Genomic DNA, 26,313 nt, shown 5'->3' on the forward strand with positions numbered 1-26,313 from the left:
CTTTCGCATGAACCTGCGCATCCCATTCCTGAACAAGCCACCCGTCGTGCCGGTCATCCGGCTGCAGGGGGCAATCACCACCGGCGGCCGACTTGGCAGCGGGTTGAACGACGCAACACTTGCCCCGATCATCGACAAGGCGTTCCGCATGAAGCCGGCTGCGGTCGCTCTGGCGATCAACTCGCCCGGCGGATCGCCGGTGCAATCCAGCCTGATCGCTGCCCGCATCCGGCGGCTGGCTGCGGAAAAGGGTGTGCATGTCCATGCCTTTGTCGAGGATGTCGCGGCCTCGGGCGGCTACTGGCTGGCCTGCGCCGCCGATGACATCTGGGTGGATGACAGCTCCATCCTCGGGTCGATTGGCGTGATTTTCGCAAGCTTCGGCTTCCCCGAGTTCCTTGCCCGTCACGGGATCGAACGCCGGGTCATCACCGCAGGCAAGTCGAAATCGCTGGCCGATCCTTTCCAGCCCGCCAAGCCCGAAGACGAGGCCCGGCTGCGCGCCCTGCAAGAGCCGATCCATCAGGCCTTTATCGCGCATGTCAAAGCGCGGCGCGGCGCGCGGCTTGACCAGTCGGCCGATCTTTTCAATGCCGATGTCTGGGTCGGGCAGCAGGCCGTGGATCTGGGCCTTGCCGATGGCGTGGCGCATATGGTGCCCAAGCTGAAATCGCTTTACGGCGACAAGACGCGCTTTGTGCCGATGGGCCAGAAGCGCGGACTGATCGCCCGTCTGACGGGCCGCGCGATGGCTAGCGCTGTGGCCGAGGTCGAGGACCGCGCGGCATTTGCGCGCTTCGGGCTCTAGCCCATGGTCAAGATCATCACGCTCTTCCTGCTCGTCATGGCGGTCATGGCAATCTTCTTCCGCAATCGCATCCCCCACAACCTGTCGCGGAATCAGAAATGCAGGTCGTGCGGACGGCCCAGGATTGGCAAAGGTCCCTGCCCTTGCGGTGCTGACGGAAAGGGCAAAGCATGAACGGCAATCGCGCCCTTGTGACCGGCGCCGGCGCGCGCCTTGGGCAGGCCATGGCGGTCTATCTGGCCGAGCGGGGGTATGATGTTGCGGTGCATTACGCAACCTCGGCCGAAGGTGCTGCAGACACCGTCGCACAGATCGCAGCAAAGGGCCGCCGGGGCGTGGCCCTGCAGGCCGATCTGCTGGTCGAGGCCGAGACGCAGACCCTTGTCGATCGCGCGGCTAAGGCGCTTGGCGGGCCGCTGTCGGTGCTGGTGAACAGCGCCTCGATCTTTGAATATGACACGATCCAGTCGGCGACGCGCGAGAGCTGGGACCGGCATATGGAAAGCAACCTGCGTGCACCATTCGTGCTGACCCAAGCCTTCGCCCGACAGGCTCCACCCCTTGATCATGATACGGCAGGCGAGCCCATCGCGACCGGGCTTGTCGTCAACCTGATCGACCAGCGCGTCCACAAGCTTACGCCCGAGTTCATGACCTATACGCTGGCCAAGATGGGGTTGTGGGCGCTTACGCGCACGTCGGCACAGGCGCTGGCGCCGCGCATCCGGGTGAACGCCATCGGCCCGGGCCCCACGCTGCAGGGTGCAAGACAAACCGTCGATCACTTCGCCCGACAGCGCGCAGCAACGATACTGGAGCGCGGAGCCAATCCGCAGGATATTACCGCCGCCCTTGGGTATTTCCTGGGTGCGCCGGCTGTGACAGGGCAAATCCTGTGCATCGACGGCGGCCAGCATCTGGGCTGGAAAACCCCCGATGTGCTGGGCGTTGAGTGACCCCGCGGAAGCCGCCCGCGGCGAGTTGTCCACTTGCCACGGAAACGTTACGAAACCGTTGGAAAAAGTGATACATATCAAGGATTTGCTGAAAGATATAAATTTATCCCTTCATTTTCAGCACCTTATCAATCAGCACAAAAATTAGGCAATCCTTGGAAATGGCCCGAAAACAAGGGAATTTCAGTGATGCCGGGATTCTGTCCGCAAGGTTATCCACAGAAACTGGGGACAGCTTGGCCCTTGCCCTCGGCCCCGGTTCATTGCAGCCAGTAAGGGGGAATCGCTGCATCCCCAAGGGAGACTGACGTGCAGGACGAAACGCACCCCGCCCCGTCGAAATTCGGGCATGAGGTCATTCAGGACTACCTGAAAACGCTGGACGGCTCGCCCGGCGTCTATCGCATGCTGAATGCCGCGAACGAGGTGCTTTACGTCGGCAAGGCGCGCAACTTGCGCGCGCGGGTGTCGAACTACGCCCGACCCTCGGGGCATTCGGGGCGCATCGCGCGGATGATCGGGGAAACGGCCTCGATGATGTTCCTGACCACGCGGACCGAGACCGAGGCGCTGCTTCTTGAGCAGAACCTGATCAAGCAGTTGAAGCCGCGCTACAACGTGCTCTTGCGCGACGACAAGAGCTTTCCCAATATCCTGATCCCTACCGATCACCCCTTTCCGATGATCCGCAAGCATCGCGGCAAACGCTCGGACAACGGGCGCTACTTCGGCCCGTTTGCCAGTGCGGGCGCAGTCAACCGCACGCTGAACCAGTTGCAGCGGGTCTTTCTGCTGCGCACCTGTTCGGACAGCATGTTCTCGGCCCGCAGTCGCCCTTGCCTGCTCTATCAGATCAAGCGCTGCTCGGCTCCCTGCGTGGGCCGCATCTCGGAAGACGACTATGCTTCACTTGTCGATGATGCCAGCAGGTTTCTCGAGGGCAAGTCGACCAGCGTGCAGGCGGATCTGGCCCGCGCCATGGCGCAGGCCGCAGAAGCGATGGAATACGAGCGCGCCGCGGCCTTGCGCGACCGGATCAAGGCGCTGACGGCCGTGCAGTCGACCCAAGGCATCAATCCGCGCGGCGTGGCCGAGGCCGATATCGTGGCCCTGCATCTCGAAGGCGGGCAAGCCTGCGTGCAGGTGTTCTTCATCCGCGCCAACCAAAGCTGGGGCAACCGCGACTTCTACCCGAAAACGGGTGCGGGCGCGGATGAGGCCGAGATCCTTGAGGCCTTCCTGAGCCAGTTCTACGATGACAAGGAACCTCCGCGCCTGATCCTGCTGAGCCACCCGGTTGAAAACGAGGATCTGGTGACCCAGCTTCTGTCCGACCGTGCGGGCCGCAAGGTCGAGCTTGCCGTGCCGCAGCGGGGCGAAAAGGCAGAGCTGGTCGAGAACGCTGCCCGCAATGCCCGCGAAAGCCTTGCGCGGCGGATGGCGGAAAGCACAACGCAGAACCGGCTGCTGCAGGGTCTGGCCGATGCCTTTGATCTGGAGGCGCCGCCACGGCGGATCGAGGTTTACGACAACAGCCACATTCAGGGTGCCCATGCCGTCGGCGGTATGATCGTCGCGGGGGCAGAGGGGTTCCTCAAGTCGCAGTACCGCAAGTTCAATATCAAGGGCGAAGCTGGAAGCCAGGGCGACGACTTCGGCATGATGAAAGAGGTGCTGACCCGCCGTTTTGAACGCCTGCTGAAGGAAGATCCCGAACGCAAGTCAGAGGCCTGGCCCGACCTTCTGCTGATCGACGGTGGCGCGGGGCAGGTCTCGGCTGTCGCCGAGATCATGGCAGAGCTTGGCGTGGACGACATTCCCTTTATCGGCGTTGCCAAGGGTATCGACCGCGATCATGGCAAGGAAGAGTTCCACCGCCCCGGCGAGATGCCCTTCGCCCTGCGGATGAATGACCCTGTGCTCTACTTCGTGCAGCGCCTGCGCGACGAGGCGCACCGCTGGGCCATCGGCGCGCACCGCGCGAAGCGTGCCAAGACCACCACCGCCACGCCACTGGACGAGGTGCCGGGGGTGGGTGCGGCACGCAAACGCGCGCTGCTGGCCCATTTCGGCAGCGCAAAAGCCGTGGCCCGCGCGGGCGTCGAAGATCTGATGGCGGTCAGCGGTATATCCGAGGCGCTGGCCCAGCAGATCCATGACTTCTTTCACGAAAAAGGCTAGGCACGTCAGCCCTGTGTGGTCTGGCGTTCCAGCGTGCGCGTCCGAAGCAGGGTAAAGAGCGCGGCCCCCACCACCAGCGCCGCGCCGATCACCACATTCGCCGCGATCGTCTCGCCAAAGAGCGTCACGCCAAGGATCGCAATGAATACCAGTTGCAGAAGCGCAAAGGGTTGCACGTCGCTCGCCTCGGCGATCTCATAGGCCTTGATCATCATGAAATGTGCAATCGCAGCCGAGAAGCACAGCGTCAGCATCCAGCCCCAGTCGACGGCACTCATCGGCTCCCAGAACCACAGGCCGACAGGAGTGATCGCGATGGCCGAGACGACGCCGGTCCAGAGGAAACTGGTCATCGCCGCATCGCCCTGTGCAACATAGCGCGTCAGCAACCCGTAAAGCGCGAACATGAACGCAGACAGAAGCGGGACAAGCGCCCAGGGGCTGAAGACCGCGACGCCCGGCTGAAGGATGATCAGCACACCAAGAAAGCCCACACCGATCGCGGTCCACCGCCGCCAGCCGACGTGCTCGCCCAGAACAGGGCCGGACAGGGCCGCGACAATCAGCGGATAGCTGACAAAGATCGCATGCGTGGCAATCAGGCCCAGCTTGATGAATGCCAGCACCATGATGCAGATCTCCACCACCAGCAAAAGCCCGCGCGCGGTCTGGACCCAGGGCATGCGTGACCGCATGACGGCACCGACACCCCCACGGCGCGATGCCAGCGCTACGGCGAAGATGGCAAAGAACCAGAACCGGATCATCACCACCATCCAGACATTGTAATTCGCCGCCAGATGGCGCGACATGCCGTCCTGCAAGGCAAAAACCAGTGCCGTCGCCGACATCAGCAGGATGCCTCGCGAGGTGTTCTGTTGGACGCGCGGCACCATCAGGGCCCCCTTGGCTGGATCAGGGCATCCAGCCTGCGCTCATGTGTCGCTTGCGGCCGTGTCCCCGCAGCCGCTCTACCGCAAAGCCTGCAGCACTTAAAGCCCGCCGCACCCCACCAGCGGCACTATATGTCGCAAAGCTGCCATGCGCTGCGGTATGGGCTCCCACCTCGGCCATCAGGTCATCTGACCAAAGTTCGGGATTGCGTGCCGGTGAAAACCCGTCGAGAAACCAGGCATCTGCGCGCCCAGTCCATCCGGGCAAGGTCTCGCGCGCATCGCCCAGGATAATCTCGGCCTCGATCCCCGGCAGGGTCAGGACGGTCTGTCCTGCGGCCCACTGATCAAGGAACGGTCCCGCCACGTCACGCGCCTCGGGGAAATGGTCCAGCGCATGGGCAATATCCTCGGCCCGCATCGGAAAGGCCTCGAAACTGGTGAACCGGATCACACCGGAGGCGCCCATCTGGCCCCACAGAATCTGCAATGCGAGCAGGTTCAGGCCGGTGCCAAAACCCAGCTCTGCCACATGAAACCCGTCGCGCAAGCGCTCAGTCAGCCGGTTTCCTGCGAGGAAAACATGTCGCGTTTCGCTCAACCCGTCATTCAGCGAGAAATAGGGATCGTCGAAACGGGTCGAGACGGGTATCACCCCGTCACGCCACTCAAGTTGGGCAGGATCATGCGGCATGGGTCGTCCTCTGGCCTCGGCCCGAGCTGTCGGCCCCAGCTATCGGAAGGAACACAGGGATGGCAAGCGTCGATGTTACGGTGCGCGGCGGCGGCATCTTCGGGCTGAGCTGCGCATGGGAACTGGCACGGCGCGGCGCGCGGGTCCGCCTGATCGAGCGGGAACGTATCGGCGCAGGCTCCTCGGGCGGGCTGGTCGGCGCGCTCAGCCCCCATATCCCCGAGCAATGGAACCCCAAGAAGCAGTTCCAGCTTGAAAGCCTGTTGATGGCCGGGCAGTTCTGGGCCGGAATTGCCGAGGCCTCGGGCCAGAACCCCGGCTATGCGCGGGTCGGTCGCCTGCAGACGCTGGCCGATGACACGGCCGTCGCACGCGCACGGGCGCGCGCTCAGGGGGCGGCGGCGTTATGGAAAGGTCAGGCACTCTGGCAGGTCGTTCCCGCAACGGGGGCCACATGGGAACCTCTCAGCCTCACCGGGCTTTTGCTGCACGATACACTTTCAGCCCGCCTGCATCCACGCATGGCTGCCCAAGCGCTCGTCGCCGCACTGCAATCGATAGGGGCGGAGGTCGTGATCGGCGATGCCGAAGATCGGGGTATGGTGCTGCACGCAACCGGCGTTCAGGGTCTGGCCGAGCTCTCTGCCGCGCTTGGCACCCATGTCGGCGGCGGGATCAAGGGGCAGGCCCTGGCGCTGCGCTATGCCGCGCCCCTTGGCGCCCCGCAGATCTATGCGGAAGGGCTGCATATCGTGCCGCATGAGGATGGCACTGTTGCTATCGGCTCGACTTCTGAACGCGAGGCCCTTCATCCGACAGGCACGGATCATCAGCTTGATGCGCTGCATGCCAGGGCGGTGGCGGCGCTTCCCTGCCTGACTGGCGCCCCGGTTGCGGAACGCTGGGCCGGGCTCAGGCCGCGCGCGAAGTCATTGGCGCCGATGCTGGGCGCCTGGCCCGGACGCCCCGGCCATTTTGTGGCGAACGGGGGCTTCAAGATCGGTTTCGGCATGGCACCCAAAGTGGCCGAGACCATGGCCCGGCTGCTACTGGACAACGTGGATGAGATCCCGCCGGGCTTCAGGGTCGAAGACAGCCTCTGACACAAACGGCGGGCCGATCTGACCCGCCGCGCTTCCCGCTTCCTCTTGGCCCAAATACCCAATTCCGACGCTTACAACCCGTAAAGCGCTGCGAACTTCTCGTCGAGGTAATCCAGAAGCGGCGCCTCGGTCGGTTCAAAGCCGCAGGCCTGTGCAATCACGGCACGCGGCTCATAAAGCCCGCCGTGTCGCTGCACCTTCTCGCGCAACCAGCCGGTCGCGGCCGAGGTGTCGCCGCGCGCCAGTTGCGCATCCAGCTCCGGCACCTGCGCGCGCAGGGCCTGATGCAAGCACCCCGCATAGACATTGCCCAGCGTGTAGGTCGGGAAATAGCCAAACAGCCCGCAAGACCAATGCACATCCTGCAAAAGCCCGTTGGCGGGGCTGTCCACGGCCACGCCGAAATCGGCGTGGAACCGATCGTTCCACGCGGCCTCCAGATCGGCGACCGCCAGATCGCCCCGGATCAACGCCCGCTCCAGATCGAAGCGCATCATGATGTGCAGGTTATAATGCACCTCATCCGCCTCGGTCCGGATGAAGCCGGGCTGCACCCGGTTCACGATACGCGCAAACTCGTCCGGCCCGGTCACGCCGAAATCGCCGAACCGGTCAAGCATCTGGCGATACATCCAGCCGGTAAAGGCCGGGCTGCGACCAAGCTGGTTCTCGTAGATCCTGCTCTGGCTCTCGTGAACGCCCATGGACACGCCCTGCCCCACGGGCGTTAGCAGATAGTCCTGATCGATGCCCAGCTCATAGCAGGCATGCCCCACCTCATGGATGGTGGAATAGAAGCAGTTGAAGGGATCGGTTTCGACCACCCGCGTGGTGATCCGCACATCATTGCCCGATCCCGAACTGAACGGATGCACGGCCAGATCCAGTCGTCCGCGCGTGAAGTCATAGCCAAAGGCTGTCGCCAGATCGCGGGCAAAGCGCAACTGCGCCGGTTCGCCGAAGTGATGCGCCAATCGCGACGGGGCCGCCGCCGCCAGCACCGCCTCGCGCAGGCGTACCAGTCGTGGGCGCATCCGGTCGAACATGGCGCCGATGGTTTCCGCTGTGGCGCCGGGTTCGTAATCGTCCATCAGCGAATCGTAAAGGTCACCGCCCTGCGCCAGCGCTGCGGCCTCCTCCCGCTTCAGGGCGATCACCTCGGCCAGTGTGGGCAGGAAATCGGCAACCTTTTCAGCCGCCCGCGCCTCGGCCCAGACGCCCTGGGCGGTCGAGGTCAGCCGCGCCAGCGCCTGTGCCAGCGAGGCCGGAACCTTGGTCGCACGCGCATGCGCCCGACGGATCAGCCGAAGCTGTGCCGCCGCAGCCTCATCGGCAGGTTCTGCCGCCGCAAGCCAGTCGGCGATTCGCGGATCGGTGCGGCGGGCATGCAGCACGCCTTCGATCGCGGCCATTTCCTCGCCACGCTGCTCGGCCGCGCCGCGGGGCATCACGGTCTCCTGATCCCAGCCCAGCCGGCCCGAGATCTGTGCCAGCGCCTCGGTCTCGCGCTGGAAGGCCATCAACTCATCATAGGCACTCATCAGAGGGTTCCTTCGCGAATGGAGCCTGCAACCGGATACTGGCTCAGATACCGGGCGCGCAGGATCAGCACCCACAAGAGAATCGCGCCGATCTGATGGGTGATCGCCACATGCAGATGTGCCGCCGTCAGCGCCGTGGCGATGCCCAGCACCACCTGTGCCAGCAGCATGATCATCACGGCGTGAAAGGCCATCCGGGTTGACCCATGCACCGATTTGCGCCCGCGATTCCAGACCACGACGCCAAAGATCAAAAGCAGATAGCCCACCATCCGGTGCATGAACTGCACAAGGCCGGGGTTCTCAAAGAAGGCATGCCACAGGGGCAGGCTACCGCCCTGCCCGTCCGGTACATAGAAGGCATCCGCCGGGAAGAACTGCCCGTTCATGTCGGGCCATGTCGGAAAGCCGCGCCCGGCATCGATCCCTGCGACCAGCGCCCCCAAAAGGATCTGCAGGAAGGCAAGGTGCAAAAGGCCCGTCGAAAGACCGAAAAGCCGCCCTTCGCGCGACCTGCGCGCCTGCAGCAACTCTCCCTCACTGCGGCCCAGCAGCAGCACATACCAGCCCGTTAGCCCAAGGATCACGAAGGCAAGCCCAAGGTGCAGCGCCAGCCGGTAAGAGGCCACGTCGACCATCGTCCCTTTCAGTCCTGATGACACCATCCACCAGCCGATTGCGCCCTGAACCCCGCCCAGCGCGCCCAGTCCCAGCAATCGTCCGGTCCAGCCGGTCGGTATCTTTCGGGCAGCCAGAAAGCCCAGGAAGCCCGCGGCCCAGACCAGCCCGATCACGCGGCCAAGTTGCCGGTGCCCCCATTCCCACCAGAAGATCGACTTGAAGGCCTCAAGCGTCATGCCGGCGTTCTGGATCTGGTATTCCGGGCTCGCCTGATACTTCGCGAACTCCTCAGCCCAGTCGGCATCGTTCATCGGGGGCAGCGCGCCGTGAATGGGCTTCCATTCGGTGATTGAAAGGCCACTATCGGTCAGTCGCGTCAGGCCACCGACAACGATCATCGCCGACACCAGAAGGAAGATCAGCATCAACCACAGCCGTATCCCCTGCCGCGCGCCGCCATGGCCACGATCGACCAACCCCGGCTGCGGGGCGGGCGTCCGCGCCTGATCGCCGACGTCCTCAAAGATGCTGCGTTTTTGCGCCATGTCGGGCCCTCCGTTGCCGGGCGGAGACTAGGCCCTGGGCACGGCAGGTTCAAGCGGGCCCGCCACCGGATCGATGGCGCGAAAAGGGTCAGTCCGGGTCCTGCGTCCTGAGCTTGTAGGCGATCTGACGCAGCATGCCGTGAAAGGTGCGCACCTCTGCCGTGGTCAGAGGCAGGCGCGACCACATGTTGCGCAACGAGACCTTCATCCCCGGCGCCTTTGCGGGCGGGAAGAAGAAGCCCGCAGCCTCCAGCCGTTCCTCAAAATGCTTGGCCAGCGCCTCGATCTCATGGGCTTGGGCAAATTCGGTGCGGGCAAAGTTCATGACCTCGGGCGCAACCTCGGCCTTCTGGCGCGCCCATTCATATCCCATCAGCAGCACGCATTGGCCAAGGTTCAGCGAGGGAAACTCGGGGTTCACCGGCACGGTAACGATGGCATTGGCCAGCACCACATCCTCGTTCTCAAGCCCGGCGCGTTCCGGGCCAAAGAGGATGCCGACGCGCTTTCCTTCGGCGCTCAATGCGCGGGCGTGGTCCATCGCGCGCTCGGGCGTCATCACCGGCTTTGTCAGCTCGCGCCCCCGCGCGGTGGTGGCAAAGACATAGTCGCAATCGGCAATGGCAGAGGGCACGTCGGCAAAGAGTCCTGCCCCATCGAGCACACGCCCCGCACCGCTGGCCATGGCAACTGCCTTGGGGTTGGGCCAGCCGTCCCGCGGCCCCACCACGCGCATCCGCGTCAGGCCGAAATTCAGCATCGCCCGCGCCGCTGCGCCGATGTTCTCACCCATCTGGGGTCGCACAAGGATGATGGCTGGTTCGATCATGGCGCCTCTCGATGCTCTGCGGCGGCCTGTTACGCGCATGGGCCCGGCAAAACAAGCGCCACAGACGCATGGCCGCCAAGAAGTACCGTCAGCGGCCACGCAGCATCGATGCCGCGCGCGGCATTCCCAAACGAGGAAAAACCCGCTAAACGGCGCGAAACCGTTCAGGGAAGTTCCATGTCCGACGCCGACCGCCCGCAGATCTACCTTGTCACGCCGCCCGAGTTCGATCTCGACGTGTTTCCCGGCCAACTGGCAGCTGTCCTCGACCAGACCGAGGTGGCCTGCGTGCGCCTTGCGCTTGCGGCGCGCGATGAGGATCGGGTCGCGCGGGCAGCGGACGCGCTGCGCGAGGTCGCGCATGCACGCGACGTGGCCCTTGTGATCGAGCGGCATGTGCTGCTGGTTGAACGCCTTGGCCTTGATGGCGTGCATCTGACGGACGGGGCGCGCAACGTGCGCAAACTGCGCAAGGATCTGGGTGACGATGCGATCATCGGCGCCTTCTGCGGCACGACCCGGCATGAAGGGATGGCCGCCGCCGAGGCGGGCGCCGATTACGTGGCCTTCGGGCCTGTGGGTGAAACCCCCTTGGGCGATGGCTCTCGCGCCGAGCTGGAACTGTTTCAGTGGTGGTCCGAGATGATCGAGGTCCCGGTGGTTGCCGAAGGCGCCCTGACGCCTGACCTGATCGCGCAGCTTGGCCCGGTGACCGACTTCTTCGGCATCGGCGAAGAGATCTGGCGCGACGCCAACCCGGCGGCGGCACTTCGGTCGCTCCTGGCACCGCTGGGCTGATCTGCACAAATTTCACGCAAGTGACGTAGCGCCGCCCAATCGGGTGGCGCTTTTTCGTGACTTGGCCGCCAAAGGCAGCAGGATGGCCAGACAGTCTCGTGCCTGCCGGTCAGCGCGCTAGGCTGGGGAAGATCAACGTCGAACGGGGGCACGAATGGCGATCCTGGCCAGCATTCATCACCTGACACATTACCGCTATGATCGCCCGGTGACGCTTGGCCCGCAGATCATCCGCCTGCGCCCCGCGCCGCAGTCACGCACCAAGGTGATCTCGCACAGCCTCAAGGTCTCGCCCGGCGGCCATTTCGTGAACCACCAGCAGGACCCATATGGCAACTGGCTGGCGCGCTTTGTCTTCCCCGAACCGGTGACCGAATTCCGGATCGAGGTCGATCTGGTCGCCGACATGACGGTGTACAACCCGTTCGACTTTTTCGTCGAGGACAGCGCGGAATACTGGCCCTTTGAATATCCAAGAGATCTGGCTGACGATCTGGTGATCTACCGAACGCCAGAGGAAACCGGGCCGTTTCTGGCCCAGTTCCTGTCCACCTTGCCGCGCGACAAGACACGCACCATCGACTTCCTTGTGGCGCTGAATGCCCGCGTCAACGGCATGGTCAATTACACGATCCGGATGGAGCCGGGCGTGCAGACACCCGAGCAGACGCTGGACATAAAGTCAGGATCGTGCCGCGATTCCAGCTGGCTTCTGGTGCAGGTCCTGCGGCATCTGGGCTTCGCGGCACGTTTCGTCTCGGGCTACCTGATCCAGCTGACGCCCGATGTGAAATCGCTCGATGGTCCCTCCGGGACCGATCGCGACTTTACTGACCTGCATGCATGGGTCGAGGTCTATCTTCCCGGTGCGGGATGGATCGGGCTTGATCCGACGAGCGGCCTTTTGACGGGTGAAAGTCATATCCCGCTGGCCGCAACCCCGCACTACCGCAATGCGGCACCGATCTCGGGCGGGTTCGCGGCGGCGGGCACGCCGAAGGTCGATTTCGAGTTCGACATGCAGGTGCGCCGCGTGGCTGAACATCCGCGCATCACCAAGCCGTTCAGCGATGCCGCATGGGAGAATCTGAATGCCCTTGGCCGAAAGGTCGATGAGGTTCTGGCCGAGGGCGATATCCGGCTGACGATGGGGGGCGAGCCCACCTTCGTCTCGATCGACGATTTCGAATCCGCCGAATGGAATACCGCCGCCGTCGGCCCCATGAAGCGCGACCGGGCCGACGAGCTGATCCGCCGCCTGCGGAACCGTTTCGCCCCCGGTGGGTTCCTGCACTATGGGCAGGGCAAATGGTATCCGGGCGAGACACTGCCGCGCTGGACCTTCTCGCTCTACTGGCGGCGCGATGGTCTGCCGGTCTGGCAGAACGCTGACCTCGTCGCACGCGAGGCGCAGGATTACAGCGTGGGCGCGGCCGAGGCCGGACGGTTCATGGAAAGCTTTGCCGAAAAGCTGGGAATCGCCCCCGAACATGCGCAGCCAGCATTTGAAGATCCCGCCGAGTGGATCCTGAAAGAGGCCAACCTGCCGCCGAATGTCTCGCCCGAGAACTCGCGCCTGAAAGATGCTGAAGAACGCTCCCGGTTTGCCCGTGTCTTCTCGCGCGGGCTGACAGAACCCTCTGGCTTCGTCCTGCCGATCCAGCGCTGGCAATCGAAGGCGAGCGGGCCGCGCTGGCGGTCCGAGATATGGAAGCCGCGCCGCGGGCATCTCTTCCTTGTGCCGGGCGACAGCCCGGTGGGCTTCCGCCTGCCCTTGGCGGCGCTGCCGTGGATACCGCCGGCCCAGTACCCCTATACCTATCCGGCCGACACCTCGATCCCGCTGGCCCCGCTGCCAAACTTCCACTCTCGCGTCGCCCCGCACCGTCTGGCCGAGGTGCAGGCAGAGTTCGACCGGCTGGCGCAGGAAGCCGCCGAAATCGCCGAGATGACCCCCAAGACCTCGGGCGATCACGTGCAGTCTGGCAAGACCCGCGCCGATGTGCCGGGACGCCAGAGGCAGGTCGCACAAGGCGGCGTGGACCCCGCGAATGGCACCGTGCGCACCGCCATCGCGATGGAGCCCCGCGACGGGCGGCTTTGCCTGTTCATGCCGCCCTGCGAGACGCTGGAGGATTACCTTGAACTGTTGGCCACGGCCGAGGCGACAGCCGCAGACCTTGGCCTGCCCATCCATATCGAGGGCTATGCCCCGCCGCATGATCCCCGCCTGAACGTGATCCGTGTCGCCCCGGACCCCGGCGTGATCGAGGTGAACATTCATCCGGCCCATAGCTGGGAAGATTGCGTCGCAACCACCGAGGCAATCTACGAGGAAGCGCGGCTCTGCCGTCTGGGTGCCGACAAGTTCATGATTGACGGGCGCCACACCGGCACCGGCGGCGGCAACCACGTTGTGGTGGGTGGCGCCACAATGGACGACAGCCCTTTCTTGCGCCGGCCGGACCTGCTGAAATCGCTGATCCTGATCTGGCAGCGCCATCCCTCGCTTTCCTATCTGTTCTCGGGCCTGTTCATCGGGCCGACCTCTCAGGCGCCGCGGATCGACGAGGCGCGCCACGACAGCCTTTACGAGTTGGAGATTGCGCTGAGCCAGATCGGAGACCCTGTCTCGGGCGGGCCTCTGCCGCCGCCGTGGCTGGTGGACAGGCTGCTCAGGAACATCCTGATCGATGTGACGGGCAACACCCACCGTGCCGAAATCTGCATCGACAAGCTCTATTCCCCCGACGGGCCGACGGGCCGGTTGGGGCTGGTCGAGTTCCGCGGCTTCGAGATGCCGCCGCACCCGCGCATGAACCTTGCCCAGCAATTGCTGATCCGGGCCATCATCGCGCGGTGCTGGAAGTCACCCGTCAAGGGCAAGCCCGTAAGGTGGGGCACCGTGCTGCATGACCGTTTCATGCTGCCCCATTTCATCTGGTCCGACTTCCTGTCGCTGCTCGATGACCTTGCCCTGCACGGCTTCAAGCTCGATCCCGTCTGGTACGAGGCGCAGGCCGAGTTCCGCTTTCCGTTCTGCGGGCAGGTTACGGTCGAGGGTGTCCATCTGGAACTGCGGCAGGCGCTGGAGCCCTGGCACGTTCTGGGCGAGACCGGCGCCATTGGCGGCACGGTGCGCTATACCGACAGCTCGGTCGAGCGCCTTCAGGTCAGGATGACGTCGCTTTCGCAGGATCGCTACCGCATCATGTGCAATCGTCGACCGGTGCCGATGGCGCGCACCGAAACCAGCGGTGAAAGCGTGGGCGGCGTGCGTTTCAAGGCCTGGCAACCTGCGGCCGCGCTGCATCCGGTCTTGCCGGTCAATGCGCCACTGACCTTCGACATCTATGACGACTGGACCGGTCGCGCCATTGGCGGATGCGTCTATCACGTCGCCCATCCGGGCGGGCGGAACTATGATACCTTCCCCATCAACGGCAACGAGGCCGAGGCGCGGCGTCTTGCCCGGTTTGAAGCGCATGGCCATGCCCCCGGTGCCTATGTACCGGCGACCGAAGTTCCGAACGCGGAATTTCCGCTGACACTCGACCTGAGGCGCGGGGCATGGATATAACGGTGCGATGAACCGCACCGTAGCCAGCCCCGTCCCGCCTGCGATCCTCGCCGGTTACGCCCCCCAACCCGGCGTGGCGGATGAGCTTTTTGACGCGAACGGCGCCATGCGCCCGGTCTGGGCACCATTCATCGCGCAGTTGGCGGGGCTTTCGCCAGAAGACATCGCCGCCCGCTTTGCGCGAGGCGAGCAATACCTGCGGGACGCGGGCGTCTATTTCCGGCTCTACTCCGGGGGGCCAGCGCAGGAGCGCGAATGGCCGCTCAGCCATGTGCCGGTCCTGATCGCGGATGCGGAATGGGACGCGATCTGCGCGGGCCTGACGCAGCGGGCCGAGCTTCTGGAGCGGGTCATGGCCGACCTCTACGGCCCCGGCCATCTGGTGCGCGACGGGCACCTGCCAGCCGAACTTGTGGCGCAAAACCCGCAATGGCTTCGCCCTCTGGTGGGGGTCGTGCCGCGATCGGGCCACTGGCTGCACCATCTGGCCTTCGAGATCGGGCGATCACCGGACGGGTCATTCTTCGTTCTGGGTGACCGGGCGCAGGCCCCGTCGGGGTCGGGCTTCGCGCTGGAAAACCGCATGGCCACGACGCGCATCTTCTCGGACCCGTTTCCCCGCGCCAATGTCCGGCGGCTGGCAGGCTTCTTCCGCGCCTTCCGCGAGGCGATGGAGGATCAGGCCGGGCCGGGGCGGCGCATGGCGATCCTGACGCCGGGGCCGAACAACGACACCTACTATGAGCACACCTACATTGCCCGCTACCTCGGCTTGACGCTGCTGGAAGGTGAGGACCTGATCCTGCGCGACGGGCAGGCCATGGTGCGCACCGTTCGCGGCCTTGAACCGCTCGGCCTGTTGTGGCGGCGCATCGACAGCGACTTTGCCGACCCGCTGGAGCTGAACGAGAATTCACATATCGGCACCCCCGGTCTTCTGGAGGCCCTGCGGCAAGGCACGTTGGGCCTTGTGAACGCGCTTGGTTCGGGTGTGGTCGAGACACGGGCCATGCTGGCCTTCCTGCCGCGCATCTGTGAATCCCTTCTGGGCGAAACCTTGCAACTGCCTAATATTGCCACCTGGTGGTGCGGCCAGCCGACCGAGCGTGCTTTTGTTCAGGCCAATGCCGAACGGATGCTGATCAGCCCGGCGATGGACCACGCCCTGCCCTTCTCGGTCGGTGCCGGCACCGCGCTTGGGACACTGCCCGACCGGCTGGCCCGCGATGGCGCCCGGCTGGTGGGGCAAGAGGCCGTGACTCTCTCGACCACACCGGCATGGAGCGAAGGGCGACTGGTGCCGCGCCCGATGACGATCCGGGTCTTCGCCGCCCGCACGCGCGATGGCTGGACTTTCATGCCCGGCGGCTATGCCCGTATCGGCAAATCCGACGATGCCATGGCGCTTGCGATGCAGGCCGGTGGTTCGGTTGCCGATGTCTGGGTCGTGGCGCCGCGTCCGGTCGCACCCGACAGTCTGGTAACACCCGGCACGTTTGAACGCAGCCCTCCGGGCATCCTGCCCTCGCGCGCTGCCGACAACCTCTACTGGCTTGGCCGCTATGTCGAACGCACAGAGGGCGCGATCCGCATGTTGCGCGCATGGCACCTGCGCCTGGCCGAGACCGGAGACGCCGACGAGCCGCACATGGCCCATCTGGCAACGCACCTTGCCAGCCTCGATCTGACCCCGGACCTGCCGATCCCGCCAGCGCTCGCCGGCATGATCGGCGCGGCGAGGTTTGCAGCCTCCAAGGTCCGCGACCGCTTTTCACCGGATGGCTGGGGCGCGCTGAACGATCTGGCGCGCACCGCCGAGAAACTGGCGGCCAAGGTGACGCATGGTGACGACGCGGCGCAGGCGCTGTCGATCCTGTTGCGCAAGATCTCGGGCTTTTCGGGGCTGGTACATGAAAACATGTATCACTTCGCCGGTTGGCGGTTTCTGTCTCTTGGCCGGGCACAGGAACGCGCCGACAACATGCTGATGCTGCTTGAGACCTTTGCCGATCCCGAAGCGGCAGCCGGGGCGCTGCAGATCGCGATCGAGGTCGGCGACAGCGTGATGACGCACCAGCGCCGCTACCGTTTCGGCCCCTCGCGCGATACGACGATGGACCTGCTGCTGCTCGATGCGCACAATCCGCGCGCGGTGCTTTATCAGATCGACCAGATGCGCCACCACGTCTCGCGCCTGCCGCCGACTGAGCCGGGCGGGCGGATGTCGGCGCTGGAGCGCGCCCTTCTGACGCTCGACACCGACCTGCGGGTCGCGGCACCGGCCGATATGGACAGCGTGGCGCTTGCCGGGCTGCGCAACCGTCTGGCAGGGGTGTCTGACCTCTTGTCCGCAAGCTATCTGAGGTGACCCGATGCGCTACGACATCCGCCTCAGCATTGAATACACCTATCAGGCCGCCTCGGACCATGTGCGCAACATCCTGCGCCTGCAGCCGGTCTCAGGGCCGCGCCAGCGCGTGACAGCCAGCCTTCTGACGATCGAACCGCTTCCGGATGAACGACGTGACGGGGTCGATTTCTTTGGAAATCCAACGACGTCTGTCGCCTGGCATCGCCCGATTGACCAGATCACCTTTCAGCTGCGCGCCTCGGCCGAGCGTCTGGCGCAGGGCGAAGAGGTGGACCTTTCACCTGCCCTGTCGGATCTTGTTGACGATCTGGCATTGCAGACCGACCTGTGGCCTGGCTCGCCGCAGCATTTTCTGGGCGCCTCGCCCCGCATCGGCCATGACGCGGCCATCACCGCATTCACGCAAGCCGCCATCGCCGGTGCCGCAACCACACGCGGCGCGGTCGAGGCGCTTGGCCGGGCGATCCACGCGGAGATGACCTATGACGCCGATGCCACGGATGTGATGACCCCGCCCGAGGTCGCCTTTGCTGAACGTCACGGCGTGTGTCAGGACTTCGCGCAGATCATGATCGGCGGCCTGCGCGCGCTTGGTATTCCGGCAAGTTACGTCTCGGGATTCCTGCGGACACTTCCGCCGCCCGGCCAGCCCCGGCTTGAAGGTGTGGACGCGATGCATGCCTGGGTGGGCGCCTGGTGCGGCGCGGCACATGGCTGGGTTGAATACGACCCGACCAACGCCCAATGGGCGGGCGAGGATTACATCACGGTTGCCGTGGGGCGCGACTATTCCGATGCGGCGCCGGTGCGTGGTGCCATCCGCACCGCCGGCGGTCAGGACAGCAGCCAGGCGGTGGACGTGATCCCGCTGGATTGAGAAAGGGGGCCCGAAGGCCCCCTTTCACGACGTCAGTGGACGCGCACTTCTTGCGGCTTGGCGCGGCCCGAGGCGATTACGCGGTCGCCCAGGATCAGCCCGTCAGGCCCGGCCGTCACCTTGACCGCCGCGCCGTCCAGCACATCGCCAGCAAGGATCAGCTCGGCCAGCGGATCCTGCAAGTTGCGTTGGATCACGCGCTTCAGCGGACGGGCGCCAAAGACCGGATCATAGCCTTCGTCAGCCAGCCAAGCCTTCGCATCGGCATCCAGATCCAGCACGATCTTGCGGCCGGCCAGACGTTTTTCCAGACGCTTCAGCTGGATCTCGACGATGCCGCCCATATCCGCCCGATTCAGCCGGTCGAAGATGACCTGCTCGTCCAGGCGGTTCAGGAACTCGGGCCGGAAATGCGCACGCACCGCCTCGGTCACCTCCCGCCGCGCCTCGCTCGGATCGGCACCTTCCGGCAGTTCGCTCAACGCCCGCGCCCCAAGATTCGAGGTCAGGATGATCAGCGTCTGCTTGAAGTCCACGGTGCGGCCCTGACCATCGGTCAGAATACCGTCATCGAGCACCTGCAGCAGCACGTTGAACACATCGGGATGCGCCTTTTCCACCTCGTCAAAGAGCACGACCTGATAGGGCCGGCGGCGCACCGCTTCGGTCAGAACACCACCCTCGTCATAGCCGACATAGCCCGGAGGCGCCCCGATCAGACGCGCGACAGAATGCTTCTCCATGAACTCGCTCATGTCGATGCGCACCATCGCCGTCTCGTCGTCGAACAGGTACTCGGCCAGCGCCTTGGTCAACTCGGTCTTGCCGACGCCGGTCGGGCCCAGGAACAGGAAGCTGCCCAGCGGGCGGTTCTCGTCATTCAGGCCCGCACGGGCACGCCGCACCGCCTTGGACACCGCCTCGACCGCCTGCCGTTGACCGACCACGCGCTTGCCAAGCTCGTCTTCCATCCGCAGCAGTTTTTCCTTTTCCCCCTCCAGCATCTTGGTGGTGGGAATGCCGGTCCAGCGTTCGACAACCTCGGCGATCTGCTCGGGCCACACGGCCTCGGCCACAAGGGCGTCACCCTGCTTGGTCTCAGCTTCCGCAAGCTGTTTTTCCAGCGCCGGGATGCGGCCATATTGCAGCTCGCCCGCCTTGGCAAAGTCACCCTCGCGCTTGGCCTGCTCCAGCTCTGCCCGCGCGCGATCCAGCTGTTCCTTGACGTCGCGCGCCAGTTCCAGAACATCACGTTCAGCCTGCCATTTGGCGGTCATTTCGGCCGACCGCTGCTGAAGATCCGCAAGTTCCTTTTCCAGCTTTTCAAGCCGGTCCTTGGAGGCGGCATCATCCTCTTTCTTCAGCGCCTCGGCCTCAATCTGGGCCTGAAGGATCTGACGGTCCAGCGCGTCAAGCTCTTCGGGCTTGCTGTCCACCTCCATCCGCAGGCGGCTGGCGGCCTCATCGACCAGGTCGATGGCCTTGTCGGGCAGGAAGCGGTCGGTGATGTAGCGGTGCGAGAGCGTCGCCGCCGCCACAAGGGCCGAGTCGCTGATCCGCACACCGTGGTGCAGTTCATACTTCTCCTTGATCCCGCGCAGGATGCTGATGGTGTCTTCCACCGTCGGCTCATTCACGAAAACAGGCTGGAAGCGGCGGGCAAGGGCTGCGTCCTTTTCCACATACTTGCGGTATTCGTCGAGCGTGGTGGCACCGACACAATGCAGCTCTCCCCGCGCAAGCGCAGGCTTGATCAGGTTCGCAGCATCCATCGCACCTTCAGACTTGCCCGCGCCAACCAGCGTGTGCATCTCGTCGATGAACAGGATGATCTCGCCTGCGGCGTTCTCGATCTCTTTCAGAATGGCCTTCAGGCGTTCCTCAAACTCACCGCGATACTTGGCGCCAGCGATCAGCGAACCCATGTCGAGCGCCATCAGCTTCTTGTTGCGCAAGCTTTCCGGCACATCGCCGTTGACGATGCGCAGGGCGAGGCCCTCGGCAATCGCGGTCTTGCCCACGCCGGGCTCGCCGATCAGCACCGGGTTGTTCTTGGTGCGGCGCGACAGCACCTGCATTGCGCGGCGGATCTCTTCGTCGCGGCCGATGATCGGGTCGATCCGGCCCTCTGCCGCAGCCTCTGTCAGGTCGCGGGCGTATTTCTTCAGCGCTTCCATCGTGTCTTCGGACGAAGCACTGTCAGCCGTGCGGCCCTTGCGGATGTCATTGATCGCGGCATTCAGCCCCTGGGCGGTCACCGCACCCGCCGTCAGCGCATCACGCGCACGGGTATTGACCAGTGCCAGCGCCGTCAGCAGCCGTTCGACCGGCACAAAACTGTCGCCTGCCTTCTTGGCAACGGTCTCGGCCTCATCCAGCACGCGCACCAGCGAGGGGTCGATATAGGTCTGCCCATCCCCGCCCGAAACCTTGGGAAGTTTCGCAATCGATGCGTTGATGGCCTCATTCACCCGCTCGGGGCTGCCGCCAGCACGGCGGATCAGGTTCGAGGCAAGCCCCTGCTCATCGTCCATCAGCGCTTTCAGCAGATGGTCGGGAAGCACCCTCTGGTGGCTTTCCCGCATTGCAATCGTCTGCGCGGCTTGCAGGAAACCACGCGACCGTTCCGTGAATTTCTCCAAATTCATCGGCGAGTTCTCCTTTTCTCAGCACCGCCTGCGACTGCCCTGAAAGGCACAGCCGCTTCGGCCTTGCGTTTCACATGGGATTATCCTGACAGACCCGCAAGCCCCGCGCTTTGATCCGGCGCAGGTTTTTTGTCGCAGCCCACCGGCGACAAAACGCCGAGCAAGCTCGCGCTACGGTTTAGCGGCCAGAACTCGCCCATTCTCATGCGTGCGCTGCGCGGGTTCCGGCCTGCCCGATACGATGTCGGCCACCAGCGCTTGCCCCCGACGCCAAGGCAGCGAATGCTGGCGCGACAGAAACCCCGACGGGCATCCCTGCCCGGACAAGAGGCCCGATGCAGCACCTGTTCCAGCCCATCATCCACAAGGCACGTCTACAGGCATTGGCAGTCAACGTGGGCCGCGCAGGGCTGACCCTGAACGATGCTGCCGAGTTACAGCAGAACGATCGCGGCGTTGGTGTACATGTCCTGCTGCAGCGACCGTTCCTTGGTGTGATCCCGCGCCGCAAACGGGTCTATCTGGGCCAGCTTGGCCCTGCGGCCTGCGCGCTGGTGCAGCCCCATCTTGACCGGGGCGGACCGCTGCGCGTGCGTATTGTCGGGCTGACACCAGAGCATCTGGCCGGCCCCGACGGACCCGAGGTTCATGTCTCGGTCTGGGGGGTGCTTGATAACGTGATCCCCGCCGCCCCGCCGCTTACACAGCCGGGGCATAACGCGTGAAGGCAAAGGCGTGTCCATCCGGCGCCCAGCAGGGCACGTTGATGCTGCCCTGACCGCCGAAGATCCGGGCCGCCACGCGTCGGTCTGCACCGGTCGGCGACATCAGGCAAAGTTGCACCTCCAGATCGCGCGGATGCTCCAATGTGTCTGGCGGGTAAGAGAGGTAAAGCACATGGCCGCCGCAGGGCGAGGGGTGAGGGAACCAGTTCACCCGGTCGTCGCGGAACACGGGCGCCGCATCGCTGCCATCGGTCCGCATCCGCCAGATCTGTGCATGGCCCGTGGCGTCCGAGTTGAACCAGATGAAGCTCCCGCAGGCCGAATAGTCAGGCCCATCGTGATGTGCCGCGCCGGGAGTCAGGATACGTTCTTCTCCGGTTTCCGTATCCATCTCGGCGATCCGCACGACACGGTCACCGCGGGCGGCAGCATAGGCGATGCGGCTTCCATGGGCTGCATGCCACCAGCTTGGCCGCAAGGGCACGATCTGCTGCGCCCCTGCGGGCTCAAGTACATAGATCCCCGCACCCTGCCCGTTATGGGCCGAAAACACGATCCGGCCGTCCGGCAGAAAGCCGTGGTCGTTGTTGCACCGCAAACCCTCGGGCGTGGGGATCGGGGTCAGTCCGTCCGCATCCGCCCGCCAGAGCCGCCCCTCGCCATTCACCAGAAACCAGCCCTCGGGATGCCAGTTCGGCGCCTCAATCAGCATGGGCGTGCGCAGGATCACCTGACAGGCGCCGGTCGCGAGGTCATGGACCTCTAGCGAAGAGCGCCAGGTCATCCCTTGTCCTTGGGGGTCAGCAATCGGGCAGGGCGCAAGGCTTCGGCTGCCTTGAACAGGCTGAAGGTCTGGTTGACGTAGTTCACCACACCGCCGATCTGATCAAGATACTTCTGCAGTTCGGGGCTGCGCTCGGCCTCAACCAGTTGTACCGGGCGGTCGGGGCCCTCGCCCTCAAACTGCACATAGAAGAGCGGCTCGCCGCGTTTCAGGATGATGTCGCGCTCAGGCTCGTGCCACTCAAACGCCCACATCATCGGACGGGGCCAGACATTGATCGGGAAGCGCCCGCCGAAGATCGTTCCCGGCAGCGGGTCGCGACGGTAATGCATGAAGGCTGAAAGCTGCGTCGCATAGACCATCTCGTCGGCGATGAAACAGTAGGGCAGCGAAAGCTGCAGCGTCGGGCGATCGGGGAAGCGCCATTCCGCCTCGTTCACCAGCGACAGCACCTCGTTCATCTTGCCCGGCCGTATGGTCGCACCGGCGCCCGCGCGGTTCAAGAGAACCGGCTTGCCCTTGTCATCGCGGCCAAAGCCGAGGTGCAGGTCGAACGGACATTTCACTGCGAAGTAGCGGCTTTCCAGCTGAATCACTGCCGGGCATCGGCTGGCCGATTTGGCGTGCGTGCGGTTGGTCTGACGGACACTGACCCGTTCGGGCGGGTCATAGAGGACAGCGCCCTTGTCGGTTGTCAGGAACCAACCCACCATGACCGGACCGGACCTTGGCCCTTCGTCCGGACGGTCGAAGCTGATGTTGACCTGCATATTCCACCCCGTTTCAACGCGCTTGCCGGATCGTCTTGCGCGCGTCCGGCAAAGTCAATGTCACTGGGCGGCTCAGCCGCGCTTGACAGCGCCTCGGTGTTTTGCGCAAACCGCGCCGAAGCAGCGCGGAGCCAGACCATGACCGACGACCGACTGATCGTAGCCCTCGACGTACCCAATGTGGTGCAGGGGCTGGCCCTTGCCGACCGGATCGGCGAGGCGGCAGAGTTCTACAAGATCGGCCTCGGGATGCTGACGGGTGGCGGCTTTGCCCTGGCGAACGAACTGAAACACGAACGTGGAAAGCGCGTGTTTCTGGACATGAAGCTCTTTGACATCGGAGCCACGATTGAGGCTGCAGTGCGCGGCATCGCGCAGCACGACCTCGACTTTCTGACGGTTCATGGTGATCCGCAGGTGGTCAGGGCCGCCGCCGAGGGCAAGGGCGGGACCGGGCTCAGGATCCTTGCCGTGACGGTGCTGACCTCGCTCGACCGGGCGGATCTCGATGCGAACCTGATCGTGCCGGGCGATATTCACGACATCACGCTGGAGCGCGCCGCCCGTGCGCTGGAGGCTGGCGCCGATGGCGTGATCGCAAGCCCGCAAGAGGCCGCGATGATCCGCGCCCTGCCGCAGGCCGCGGGCAAGCTGATCGTGACGCCCGGGGTGCGCCCTGCAGGGGCGACGCTGGGCGATCAGAAGCGCGTGGCGACGCCGGCGCGTGCCATTGCCGACGGGGCCGATCACATCGTCGTCGGCCGCCCGGTCTGGACAGCCGCAGATCCGGCAGCCGCGGCCCGCGCAATTATCGCAGAGCTTCCCGCACGCGGCTGATTTGCGGCTGCGTCGTTCGGGGCGGGAATGAACAAGGCGCGGTCAGTCGTTGATGTCGCGTTTCCAGCGCTTCACCTCGCCCCGTTGATAGGGCAGCAGTGCGCGCAGACCCAGCCATGCCGCGAGCGAGATCACTGCCCAGATGGCAAGCTGCGCCGCAAGTGCTGGCGCAAAGCCCAGCCAAAGCGCACCGCCCACCAGAACGGCGCCGATCGCAAAGCCGAGAAAGATATAGCCCGGCAACATCAGCTCGAGCATGCCGATCACCAGGCCGCCGACGATCCAGAGCCACCAGGGCATCAGAGTTTCCCTCGCAGCATGGCAAAGGCATTGGCAAAGGCGTCGGCGGCCTGCGCGGGCAGGATGATGGTCTGCGAGCCCCCGCCCTTGGCAACCTCGGAAATCGCTTCAACCTGCTTCAGCGCCACCTGATACTGGGCGGCCTCAAGCCCGTTCTGCTTGATTGCCTCGGCGATGACACCGGTTGCAAAGGCTTCGGCCTCGGCAAGGATGCGACGCGCCTTGGCCTCTTGCTCGGCGGCATAAAGCTCGGCATCGGCGTTCAGCTCGACCGCGCGCTTGCGCCCTTCGGCCTCGGTCACCTGGGCGCGGCGGGCGCGTTCGGCATTCAACTGCTGCAGCATGGCCGCGCGGGTGGCATCGTCGAGATTCACATCGAGAACCTCGGCCCGCGTCACCTCGATGCCCCAGTCGTCAACCATGGCCGCCACCTGTTCGCGGACCTTGGCGATCAGGTCGGCGCGGTTCGACTGCACGCTGTCGAGCTCCATCTTGCCGATTTCGCTGCGCACGATGCCGGCGACGGTGGTCGCGATGGCGCCGTCCACATCCCGGATGCGGTAGACGGTCTTTTCCGGCTCGATCACCCTATAGAAGACCGAGGTCTCGACCTTGACCAGCACGTTGTCGGCGGTGATCGCATCCTGCGTGGCATTGGGCAACTGGCGTTCCAGCACCGAGACCTTGTGCGCGACACTGTCAAAGAATGGCACGATCAGGTTGATGCCCGGACCCAGCACCTTTTCCAGCTTTCCGAAGCGTTCGATCACATACTTCTGGCTTTGCGGCACGATCTTGACCGCCTTCATCACCACCAGCAGCACAAGCGCCGCCAGAACCAGCAACACCGCATTGCCGCCAAGCAAGGCTTCGGGTTCCATGATGCAAATCTCCTGTCTGCAATTCCGCCCCACAATGGCGTTCTCAATCCGCCCATACAATAGGCAGGTGATTCCCGCCGAAATTGGCGCCCCGCCGACGATTACTTGCGCGTTATCCGATCAGTCCGGATGAATCTTCGTACATATCATGATTTCATCGAAGATTATTCACTTCGAGCGCAGTCGTAGGCCGAAGATCGCCAAGAAATCCCGCATCGAAAAGGTATCATTATCTTAATCCCTACAGACAGCGGAGCGGCACATGAAAATCGTCATCCTTGGCGCAGGCGTGATCGGCGTGACCTCGGCCTGGTATCTCAGCCGTCAAGGCCATGAGGTGACGGTGATCGACCGCCAGGCGGCGCCCGCGCTGGAAACCTCGTTCGCCAATGCCGGTGAGGTGAGCCCGGGCTACTCTGCCCCCTGGGCTGCCCCGGGCATCCCGCTCAAGGCGATGAAATGGATGTTCCAGAAGCATGCCCCGCTGATCATCCAGCCGCGGCCCGACGTTGCGAAACTGTCGTGGATGGCGAAGATGCTGATGAACTGCACCGCCGAGGCCTATCACGTGAACAAGTCGCGCATGGTGCGGCTGGCCGAATACTCGCGGGACTGTCTGGGTGAGTTGCGCGCCGAGACGGGCATCACCTACGACGAACGCACGCAGGGCACGCTGCAACTGTTCCGCACGCAAAAGCAGGTTGATGGCGCGGCGAAGGACATCGAAGTTCTTCGCCAGGACGGCGTGCCGTTCGAGGTGCTGGACCGCGCAGGCTGCATTGCCGCCGAGCCGGGCCTTGCGGCTTCGGCCGACAAGATCATGGGCGGTCTGCGCCTGCCGGGCGACGAGACCGGCGACTGCTTCAAGTTCACCAACCGCCTGGCAGACATGGCCGTAGCGGCGGGCGTGACGTTCCGTTGGGGCGTGTCGATCAACCGCATCCATACCGAGGCCGGCCGCGTGGCCTTTGTCGAAACCTCGGAAGGCCCGGTCCATGCCGACGCCTTCGTGCTCGCGATGGGATCCTATTCGCCGATGCTGGCAGGCCCCCTGGGCATCAAGCTGCCGGTCTATCCGCTCAAGGGTTATTCGATCACCGTGCCGATCGTCGATGAGACGCGCGCACCGGTTTCGACCGTGATGGACGAGACCTACAAGATCGCGATCACCCGACTGGGAGACCGTATCCGCGTTGGCGGCCTGGCCGAAATCGCGGGCTTCGACCTCTCGCTCAACCCGAAGCGGCAGGCGACGCTGACCCATTCGGTCGAGGATCTGTTCGGCGGGGCCGGGGATCAGTCGAAAGCCGCCTTCTGGACTGGACTGCGTCCGATGACGCCGGACGGAACGCCGATCGTGGGCCGCTCGCCGATCTCGAATCTGTTCCTCAACACCGGGCACGGCACGCTGGGCTGGACCATGAGCTGCGGCTCGGGCCGGATGCTGGCTGACCTGATCTCGGGCCGGGTGCCAGAGATCGAGCACGCCGATCTGGGCTATGCACGCTACGAGCCCAAGCGCGGCGCAACGCCGGTGCTGCGTCCGATCCCGGCCGAGTAAGGCCGCGCAT

21 protein-coding genes are annotated in these 26,313 nt (G+C 64.6%); 11 read left to right on the plus strand and 10 right to left on the minus strand.

Annotated features, from left to right (window positions below):
* Nucleotides 1-7 precede the first annotated feature (7 nt).
* From FQU74_RS11780 to uvrC, 3 genes are all read left to right on the plus strand, one after another.
* Complete coding sequence (locus FQU74_RS11780; protein WP_146286677.1) at nt 8-808, plus strand: S49 family peptidase; 801 nt, start codon at nt 8-10, stop codon at nt 806-808.
* Nucleotides 809-978: 170 nt separating this feature from the next.
* Nucleotides 979-1,764, plus strand: a complete 786-nt coding sequence (locus FQU74_RS11785) for an SDR family oxidoreductase (RefSeq protein WP_146286678.1) — start codon at nt 979-981, stop codon at nt 1,762-1,764.
* A gap of 309 nt (nt 1,765-2,073) precedes the next feature.
* A complete protein-coding gene (gene uvrC / locus FQU74_RS11790) occupies nt 2,074-3,945 on the plus strand; it encodes an excinuclease ABC subunit UvrC (protein WP_146286679.1) in 1,872 nt (623 codons plus the stop codon).
* Nucleotides 3,946-3,950: 5 nt separating this feature from the next.
* On the opposite strand, the gene FQU74_RS11795 is transcribed toward uvrC, so the two are convergent.
* Nucleotides 3,951-4,841, minus strand: a complete 891-nt coding sequence (locus tag FQU74_RS11795) for a DMT family transporter (protein ID WP_146286680.1) — start codon at nt 4,839-4,841, stop codon at nt 3,951-3,953.
* A gap of 19 nt (nt 4,842-4,860) precedes the next feature.
* Entirely contained in the window at nt 4,861-5,532 is a 672-nt protein-coding gene (gene mnmC2, locus FQU74_RS11800) for a tRNA (5-methylaminomethyl-2-thiouridine)(34)-methyltransferase MnmC2 (protein WP_146286681.1), read from the minus strand.
* A 59-nt stretch (nt 5,533-5,591) separates the two neighbouring features.
* Here mnmC2 and FQU74_RS11805 point away from each other — a divergent pair, with 59 nt between their 5' ends.
* Complete coding sequence (locus FQU74_RS11805) at nt 5,592-6,635, plus strand: NAD(P)/FAD-dependent oxidoreductase (protein ID WP_146286682.1); 1,044 nt, start codon at nt 5,592-5,594, stop codon at nt 6,633-6,635.
* Nucleotides 6,636-6,706: 71 nt separating this feature from the next.
* Here the strand turns inward: FQU74_RS11805 and FQU74_RS11810 are convergent, their stop codons facing one another.
* From FQU74_RS11810 to FQU74_RS11820, 3 genes are all read right to left on the minus strand, one after another.
* A complete protein-coding gene (locus FQU74_RS11810) occupies nt 6,707-8,176 on the minus strand; it encodes a carboxypeptidase M32 (RefSeq protein WP_146286683.1) in 1,470 nt (489 codons plus the stop codon).
* Nucleotides 8,176-9,342, minus strand: a complete 1,167-nt coding sequence (gene ctaA, locus FQU74_RS11815; RefSeq protein ID WP_146286684.1) for a heme A synthase — start codon at nt 9,340-9,342, stop codon at nt 8,176-8,178. The genes FQU74_RS11810 and ctaA overlap by 1 nt, the downstream gene beginning before the upstream one ends.
* An 88-nt stretch (nt 9,343-9,430) precedes the next feature.
* A complete protein-coding gene (locus FQU74_RS11820) occupies nt 9,431-10,171 on the minus strand; it encodes an RNA methyltransferase (RefSeq protein WP_146286685.1) in 741 nt (246 codons plus the stop codon).
* Nucleotides 10,172-10,348: 177 nt separating this feature from the next.
* Between FQU74_RS11820 and FQU74_RS11825 the strand changes: the two genes are divergently transcribed.
* From FQU74_RS11825 to FQU74_RS11840, 4 genes are all read left to right on the plus strand, one after another.
* The gene (locus tag FQU74_RS11825) at nt 10,349-10,969 is read left to right on the plus strand and encodes a thiamine phosphate synthase (RefSeq protein WP_146286686.1); all 621 of its coding nucleotides are present in this window, start codon (nt 10,349-10,351) and stop codon (nt 10,967-10,969) included.
* Nucleotides 10,970-11,123: 154 nt separating this feature from the next.
* Nucleotides 11,124-14,549 carry a transglutaminase family protein gene (locus FQU74_RS11830; protein ID WP_146286687.1) on the plus strand — a complete coding sequence of 1,142 codons (3,426 nt, stop codon included), beginning with the start codon at nt 11,124-11,126 and terminating at the stop codon, nt 14,547-14,549.
* A gap of 7 nt (nt 14,550-14,556) precedes the next feature.
* The gene (locus FQU74_RS11835) at nt 14,557-16,917 is read left to right on the plus strand and encodes a circularly permuted type 2 ATP-grasp protein (protein WP_146286688.1); all 2,361 of its coding nucleotides are present in this window, start codon (nt 14,557-14,559) and stop codon (nt 16,915-16,917) included.
* Between the two features lie 4 nt (nt 16,918-16,921).
* Complete coding sequence (locus FQU74_RS11840; protein ID WP_146286689.1) at nt 16,922-17,797, plus strand: transglutaminase family protein; 876 nt, start codon at nt 16,922-16,924, stop codon at nt 17,795-17,797.
* Nucleotides 17,798-17,829: 32 nt separating this feature from the next.
* On the opposite strand, the gene clpB is transcribed toward FQU74_RS11840, so the two are convergent.
* A complete protein-coding gene (clpB, locus tag FQU74_RS11845) occupies nt 17,830-20,445 on the minus strand; it encodes an ATP-dependent chaperone ClpB (protein ID WP_146286690.1) in 2,616 nt (871 codons plus the stop codon).
* Between the two features lie 335 nt (nt 20,446-20,780).
* Between clpB and FQU74_RS11850 the strand changes: the two genes are divergently transcribed.
* Nucleotides 20,781-21,170: a hypothetical protein gene (locus FQU74_RS11850; RefSeq protein ID WP_146286691.1), complete on the plus strand. Its 390-nt coding sequence runs from the start codon at nt 20,781-20,783 to the stop codon at nt 21,168-21,170.
* Here the strand turns inward: FQU74_RS11850 and FQU74_RS11855 are convergent.
* Entirely contained in the window at nt 21,145-21,954 is an 810-nt protein-coding gene (locus FQU74_RS11855) for a TolB family protein (RefSeq protein WP_146286692.1), read from the minus strand. The genes FQU74_RS11850 and FQU74_RS11855 overlap by 26 nt on opposite strands.
* Nucleotides 21,951-22,724 carry a hypothetical protein gene (locus tag FQU74_RS11860; RefSeq protein WP_146286693.1) on the minus strand — a complete coding sequence of 258 codons (774 nt, stop codon included), beginning with the start codon at nt 22,722-22,724 and terminating at the stop codon, nt 21,951-21,953. Before FQU74_RS11860 ends, FQU74_RS11855 begins: the two co-directional genes overlap by 4 nt.
* Before the next feature lie 138 nt (nt 22,725-22,862).
* Here FQU74_RS11860 and pyrF point away from each other — a divergent pair, with 138 nt between their 5' ends.
* On the plus strand, nt 22,863-23,561 hold the full coding sequence (pyrF, locus tag FQU74_RS11865) for an orotidine-5'-phosphate decarboxylase (RefSeq protein WP_146286694.1): 699 nt from the start codon (nt 22,863-22,865) through the stop codon (nt 23,559-23,561).
* 42 nt (nt 23,562-23,603) lie between these two features.
* On the opposite strand, the gene FQU74_RS11870 is transcribed toward pyrF, so the two are convergent.
* Together FQU74_RS11870 and FQU74_RS11875 are read right to left on the minus strand one after the other, a co-directional pair.
* A complete protein-coding gene (locus tag FQU74_RS11870; protein WP_146286695.1) occupies nt 23,604-23,861 on the minus strand; it encodes an NfeD family protein in 258 nt (85 codons plus the stop codon).
* On the minus strand, nt 23,861-24,742 hold the full coding sequence (locus tag FQU74_RS11875; RefSeq protein ID WP_146286696.1) for an SPFH domain-containing protein: 882 nt from the start codon (nt 24,740-24,742) through the stop codon (nt 23,861-23,863). Before FQU74_RS11875 ends, FQU74_RS11870 begins: the two co-directional genes overlap by 1 nt.
* A gap of 262 nt (nt 24,743-25,004) precedes the next feature.
* On the opposite strand from FQU74_RS11875, the gene FQU74_RS11880 reads away from it, so the two are divergent.
* Nucleotides 25,005-26,303 (plus strand): D-amino acid dehydrogenase, encoded by a 1,299-nt coding sequence (locus FQU74_RS11880; protein WP_146286697.1) that lies wholly within the window; start codon nt 25,005-25,007, stop codon nt 26,301-26,303.
* The last annotated feature ends 10 nt before the right edge of the window (nt 26,304-26,313 follow it).

The organism is Gemmobacter aquaticus (assembly GCF_007859075.1).
In the GTDB taxonomy this organism is placed as follows: domain Bacteria; phylum Pseudomonadota; class Alphaproteobacteria; order Rhodobacterales; family Rhodobacteraceae; genus Gemmobacter; species Gemmobacter aquaticus.